Source organism: Brevundimonas diminuta ATCC 11568 (assembly GCF_000204035.1).
Lineage (GTDB): Bacteria > Pseudomonadota > Alphaproteobacteria > Caulobacterales > Caulobacteraceae > Brevundimonas > Brevundimonas diminuta.
Genome location: NZ_GL883084.1, coordinates 334,407 through 340,344, shown reverse-complemented (window position 1 = coordinate 340,344; position 5,938 = coordinate 334,407). Strand labels below are relative to the sequence as shown.

At 68.3% G+C, this 5,938-nt stretch carries 8 protein-coding genes; 5 read left to right on the top strand and 3 right to left on the bottom strand.

Annotated elements, in window-relative coordinates:
• The coding region (locus BDIM_RS01700) for a hypothetical protein (RefSeq protein ID WP_040344542.1) at positions 1–354 on the top strand (354 nt) is incomplete at its 5' end.
• A gap of 204 nt (positions 355–558) precedes the next feature.
• Complete coding sequence (locus tag BDIM_RS01695) at positions 559–966, top strand: DUF2177 family protein (protein ID WP_003163827.1); 408 nt, start codon at positions 559–561, stop codon at positions 964–966.
• Here BDIM_RS01695 and BDIM_RS01690 read toward each other — a convergent pair.
• Genes BDIM_RS01690 through BDIM_RS01680 form a run of 3 tightly spaced genes read right to left on the bottom strand, consistent with a single transcriptional unit; the run spans position 963 to position 2,976 of the window.
• Positions 963–1,769 (bottom strand): DUF1295 domain-containing protein, encoded by an 807-nt coding sequence (locus BDIM_RS01690; RefSeq protein ID WP_003163826.1) that lies wholly within the window; start codon positions 1,767–1,769, stop codon positions 963–965. The genes BDIM_RS01695 and BDIM_RS01690 overlap by 4 nt on opposite strands.
• The gene (gene chrR, locus BDIM_RS01685; RefSeq protein WP_003163825.1) at positions 1,766–2,407 is read right to left on the bottom strand and encodes a cadmium/peroxide/UV radiation responsive anti-sigma factor ChrR; all 642 of its coding nucleotides are present in this window, start codon (positions 2,405–2,407) and stop codon (positions 1,766–1,768) included. The genes BDIM_RS01690 and chrR overlap by 4 nt, the downstream gene beginning before the upstream one ends.
• A complete protein-coding gene (locus BDIM_RS01680) occupies positions 2,404–2,976 on the bottom strand; it encodes a sigma-70 family RNA polymerase sigma factor (RefSeq protein ID WP_050796562.1) in 573 nt (190 codons plus the stop codon). The genes chrR and BDIM_RS01680 overlap by 4 nt, the downstream gene beginning before the upstream one ends.
• A 164-nt stretch (positions 2,977–3,140) precedes the next feature.
• Here BDIM_RS01680 and BDIM_RS01675 point away from each other — a divergent pair, with 164 nt between their 5' ends.
• The 3 genes from BDIM_RS01675 to BDIM_RS01665 form a co-directional block, all read left to right on the top strand.
• Positions 3,141–4,475 (top strand): NAD(P)/FAD-dependent oxidoreductase, encoded by a 1,335-nt coding sequence (locus BDIM_RS01675; protein WP_003163823.1) that lies wholly within the window; start codon positions 3,141–3,143, stop codon positions 4,473–4,475.
• A complete protein-coding gene (locus BDIM_RS01670) occupies positions 4,472–5,275 on the top strand; it encodes a DUF1365 domain-containing protein (protein ID WP_003163822.1) in 804 nt (267 codons plus the stop codon). The genes BDIM_RS01675 and BDIM_RS01670 overlap by 4 nt, the downstream gene beginning before the upstream one ends.
• A partial coding sequence (locus tag BDIM_RS01665) for a deoxyribodipyrimidine photo-lyase (RefSeq protein WP_169312113.1) occupies positions 5,265–5,938 on the top strand: 674 nt, incomplete at its 3' end. The genes BDIM_RS01670 and BDIM_RS01665, both read left to right, overlap by 11 nt.

Sequence of the window (5,938 nt, the reverse complement as noted above, 5' to 3'; positions counted from 1 at the left end):
GCCGCCGACCGCATCTGGCTGCTGCCCGGCGAGGGCCGCTTCATCGACGGCGCGCCTGAGGACGTGGCCCTGTCCGGCGCCATCGGCGAGGCCTTCGACCAGTCGAACCTGGTCTTCTCCCTATCGAGCGGGCGCTTTGAAACCCGCGCCTCGCCGCGAGGCGTGGCCTTTGTCGACGCGGCCGGCCCTGCGGGACTTTGGCTGGGCAGGGCGCTCGAACGGCTGGGCTATCGCCTGGCTGAAAGCGCGCCGCAGGCGGACTTCGTCATCAAGCGCCTGCACGAGGGCTATGAGTGGAACGGGCTGTTCCACCCCACGATCGGATCCCTGGCGCGCGCGTTGACGCAACGCTGATCGTAGCGCGCAAGCCGAGACCAGACCTTCTCCTAGTTCTGCCGGTGAAGGCGCTGTCGTCGCCCGATTGCGGTGTCCGGCCGCTAGGGGAGCCTAGGATGCCGGTCAGACGTCAGACACCGCTCAGAGCCGTCCCTAAGCTCGCGTTCTGATCCAACCGGAGTTGGCGAGCGTATGGGCATCGATGCATCCGGAGCTTTCTCTATGAACATTGCGATCGCCTACCTGCTCACGCTGATCGTCTTCGCGGTGATCGACACGGCTTGGTTGGGGAGCATGGGGGATCGGCTCTATAGACCTTTCATCGGCTCCATGCTGGCCGATAATTTCAGGCTGGCGCCCGCAATCGCCTTCTACGCCCTGTACGCGGCCGGGCTGACGATCTTCGCCGTCTTGCCGGGGCTGGCCGAGGGCGGGTGGAAGAAGGCGTTGTTGTGGGGCGGATTGTTCGGCCTGTTCGCCTACGGCACCTACGACCTGACCAATCTGGCCACGCTGAAGACCTGGAGCCTGAAGCTCTCGCTCATCGACATGACGTGGGGCGTGATCGTCAGCGGCGGTTCGTCCGCGATCGCCTGCGCCCTGGCCGCCAAGGCGTTGCGTCTTCTCTAGTCGCGCGGCGGACGAGGGAAGAAGACGCTGGTGCGGGCGGCGTAGGCGGCGAAGGCATGGGGCCGTGAGCGACGCATATGGGCCTCCAGCAGGGGCACGCCCGATACGCGGGTGAGCAGCCAGTAGATGTAGGCGGGCCCGCTCAGCGCCAGCCAGCCCCAGGGCCAGCCGCCGCTCAGGTCGACGGCGAAGATCGGCCAGGCGCACCAGCCCAGCCATTCGAAGAAGTAGTTGGGATGGCGCGACCAGGCCCAGAGGCCCGCGTCGCAGACCTTGCCCCGGTTGGCGGGGTCGGCCTTAAAGCGTTTCAGCTGATGATCGGCCAGTCCTTCGCCGATCAAGGCGACCCCGAACACCAGAGTCGCAAGGGCGTCCTGAACCGTCAGGCCCGACGCCGGATTGCGGGCGGCGACGAGTATGCTGAGCGCCAGGAAGGCGGCGGCGCCCGCCTGCAGCATCAGAAAGCCGAACATCCGCGACTGGAAACGCGGCCCCCACTCCTGTCGCAGGCGGGCGTAGCGCGGATCTTCTTCTGATGAGCGGGCGCGCGCGGCGATGTGCAGCCCAAGGCGCAGCCCCCAGGCGCCGATCAGGCAGGCCGCCAGCGTCTGGCGGGCCGACGGCGCGCCGTCGTCAAGCGGAAAGAGGGCGACGAAGACGCCCGCGGCGCCCAGGCCCAGCGACCAGAAGGCGTCCGCCCAACCGCCCTGTCCCGTGCGACGCTGCGCCAGCCAGGCGGCGGTCATGACGAGGACGAGGAACAGCGCCGCCCCGGCCCACAGCGCCAGGACGGGGCCGATCACAGCCGCACGAAAGGCTGCATCAGCCGGCCCAGCCAGCCGTCGAGCTGAATCTGGCCGTCCAGGGCGACGACGCACAGGCACGGCTCGTCGGAGACGACGCGCGGTCGGTGCAGCACATCCTCGTCGGCTTCTTCCAGATCGCCGACCCCGAACCGTTCGGTCTCGGTGGCGTAGGCGCCGGACAGGACGCAGGTCAGTTCCACGCCGCCGTGGGTGTGGCGAGGGGTCTCCCGGCCGGGTTCGATCTTCAGCAGGATGACCCGGCAGTCGCCGTCACGCGGGGCGTGCACGTCGCGCACCCGCATCCCCGGCCCGATCCAGCGCCAGGGGCCGAGGGCGTAGCGGCGCAAGGGTTCGGGCAGTTCCGCCATGTCGTTCAGCGGCGGCGGAACGCGCGCCTCGCCGGCGTCGGTCTCGATCCGCGCCATGGCTCGGGCCAGAGCGCCGTCTGACAGGTCCGCGGGACGGGTGGTCTCCAGAAACTCGCCGCCGACGGACTGCAACCGACGGACCCAGGCGTCGTTGGCGGGCCGCAGCGCCAGGTGGGCGGCGACGACCACGGCTTCGGGCGGGCTCAGCGTCCCTGCGGCGTAGGCGAGCAGGCGTTCTTCGGAAGGATTGCGGGCGGCGACGGTCATCGCGACGCCTCCTCTGACGGTTCAAGGATCGTGCGCAGCTTGATCATGGCGTTGCGGATACGGGATTTGACCGTGCCCACCGGCAGGTCGAGCCGCTGGGCGATTTCGGAATGGGGGCTGTCCATGAAGAAGGCCAGGCGCAGGACTTCGACCTGATCGGGCTTCAGCCGGGACAGGGCTTCGCGCACGCGCCGGGCGTCGTCCGCCATGGCCAGGATGACGTCGGGCCGCATCGCCTCGTCCTCGGTCGGTTCGATCTCGGGCGTGGGCAGGGCGCGGGCGTCGCGTCGCAGCATGTCCAGGCGGCGATTGCGAGCGATGGTGAATATCCAGGTCGCAGCCCGCGCCTTGCGGGCGTCGAACAGGTCCGCCTTGCGCCAGACGGTCAGCATGGCGTCCTGGGCGAAGTCCTCGGCCGCGGCGGCCGTCGCGCCCGACTTCATCAGCCACGCCTTCAGGCGCGGGGCGAAATGTTCGAACAAGCGGGCGAAGGCTTCGCGATCGCGGCGAAGGGCCACCGCCTCGATCAGCCGATCATGCTCAAGCGCGTCTTCAGCCTCGTCGCTCATTACGCCGACGCGCTGTTCAGGGGATGCGAAAGACGGAGCCTCGACATGCATGGAGCCTAATACGCTTCGCGCAAAAGTCTGGATCAATCGTCATCCGTTCGACCGCTCCGGTCGTATCAGCCGGACCTGCATCGCCTTCGATCGCGGGTTTCGCCGGAGCTCCCATGTCGTCATCCTTCGCCGCCCCGTCCAAAGCGCCCCTGAAGGTCGCCGTCGTGGGCTCGGGCGTGGCCGCCCTGTCCTCGGCCTGGCTGCTGTCCCAGAGGCACAGGGTCACGCTCTATGAAAAGGCCGAACGGCTGGGCGGCCATTCCAATACGGTGACGGCCGGAACGCCGCAGGGCGAGGTTCCTGTCGATACGGGCTTCATCTGCTTCAACGACGCTACCTATCCCAATCTGATCGCCCTATTCGAGCATCTCGGGATTGCGACACGGGCGACCGACATGTCCTTCGCCGTGTCCTTGGATCAGGGGCGGTTCGAATACGCCGCGCCGGGCCTGTTCGCTCAACGGCGCAATCTGCTGCGGCCGCGCTTCTGGTCCATGCTGAGCGAGATCCTGCGGTTCTATCGGCAGGCGCCGGAGGATCTGTCCGAGCTGACCGATCCCCAACTGACGCTGGGCGATTATCTGAAGCGACAGGGGTTCAGCGAAGCCTTCCGCGACGATCACCTGCTGCCGATGGCGGCGGCCATCTGGTCCTCGCCCGCGCACGCCTTGATGGACTATCCGGCCGAGGCCTTCATCCGCTTCTGCGGCAACCACGGTCTGCTGAAGCTGGTCGGTCGCCCCCTTTGGCGTACGGTGGAGGGCGGCAGCCGGGTCTATGTCGAGAGGCTGGCGCGGGCGATCCCTGACATTCGTCTGGATCGCGGCGTGACGGCGGTGCGGCGCTCCGGCGAGGGCGTCGTCGTCCATGACAGCCAGGGCGGCGTCGAACGGTTCGACCATGTGGTCATCGGCGCCCATGCGGACCAGGCCCTGGCCATGCTGGCCGAGCCGACGCCGCGCGAACGAGAGGTGCTGGGGGTTTTCCGCTACAGCCGCAACTTGACCGTGCTGCATACGGACCAGAGCCTGATGCCGCGTCGTCGTCGCGCCTGGGCCAGTTGGAACTACATCGGGGCCGACGACGGCCTGTGCGTCACCTACTGGATGAACCGGCTCCAGGGGCTTGGGGGCCAAGACCTGTTCGTCACCCTGAATCCGCCGCGTCCGCCGCGTCCGGACACCCTGCTGCGCAGCGAACTTTACGAGCACCCCATCTTCAACCCCGCCGCCATTCAGGCCCAGAAGCAGTTGTGGAGCCTGCAGGGGCAGGGCGGGGTCTGGTTCTGCGGCGCTCATTTCGGCGCGGGCTTTCACGAGGACGGCCTGCAGTCCGGGCTCGCCGTGGCCGAACAGCTGGGCGGGGTGCGGCGGCCCTGGACGGTCCGGAACGAGAGCGGGCGCATCCATCTGCCGCCCGTGCCCAACCTATTGGAGGCGGCGGCGTGACCCAGGCCTCGGCCCTGTATCGCGGCGGCGTCACGCACAGGCGGCTGCGGCGGCGCGATCACCGCCTGAACTATCGCGTCTTCTGGCTGCTGCTGGACCTGGCTGAGATCGACGGCCTGGATCGGCGGCTGCGCCTGTTCTCGCGCAATCGCTTCAACCTGCTGTCCTTTCACGATCGGGACCACGGCGACGGTTCGGGCGCGGCCCTGCGGCCTCAGATCGAGGCCTGGCTGGAGCGGGCCGGCGTCGCGCTGGAGGGCGGGCCGATACGCCTGCTGACCATGCCGCGCGTGCTGGGTTATGTCTTCAATCCCATCAGCCTCTATTATTGCCATCGGGCCGACGGCCGTCTGGCGGCGGTGATCTATGAAGTGACTAGCACCTTCGGCGTGCGCCACGCCTATGTCATCCCCGTCCCGGTCGAGGACCAGGCGGAGGGCCTGATCCGGCAGAGCGCGGCCAAGGCCCTGTATGTCTCGCCCTTCATGGGGATGGAGATGGACTATGAATTTCGCGGCCATGCGCCGGGCGAGCGTCTGGACCTGACCATCGACGGCGTCGACTCGGGCGGCGTGCTGATCACGGCCGCCATGTCGGGCGAGCGCCATGACCTGACCGACGCCGATCTGCTGTCGGCGGCGGTCGCCCTGCCATTCCTGACGCTCAAGGTCGTGGCTGCGATTCATTGGGAGGCGCTGAAACTCTGGCTGAAGCGGGTTCCTCTGACCCGTCAGCCGCCGCCCGCCTGGGAGCCTGTGACGATTCAAAAACAAGCGCGGGAGAGCCGTCTTGGCCGGTGAGTTCTCGCGTCCCGTCATCCTGTGGTTTCGGCGCGATCTCCGGCTGACGGACAATCCGGCGCTGACGGCCGCGATCGCGACCGGACGGCCGATTTTGCCGGTCTACATCCTGGACGAGAGCGGAGAGGGGCGTCGTCTCGGCGCCGCCTCCCTGTGGTGGTTGGACAAGTCGCTGCGGGCGCTCGATGCGGCGCTGAGCGGACGCGGGGGGCGGCTCATCCTGCGGCGCGGCGACAGCGAGGCCGAACTGCGCCGTCTGATCGACGAGACGGGCGCGGACCAGGTCTTCATGAACCGGCGCTTCGAACCGGACGCCTTCGCCCGGGACGCCGACATCGCCCATGCCCTGAAGGCCGAAGGCGTCGACAGCCACGGTTTCAACGGCGGTCTGCTGGTGCGTCCCGGCGCCGTGCTGACGGGTGAAGGGAAGCCCTATCGGGTTTTCACCCCCTTCCTGAAGGCGCTGTTGCAAGTCGTGCCTGAAAAGCCGGAGACGCCCGCGCCCGAGAGCTTGACCCCGCCCGAGGGACCGGCCGGCGACGATCTCGACGCATGGGGGCTGCATCCCTCGGCGCCCGACTGGTCAGGCGGCTTCGACTGGACGCCAGGCGAGGCGGGGGCCGCGGCAGCCCTGTCCGCCTTCATCGACGGCGGCCTGGCGGC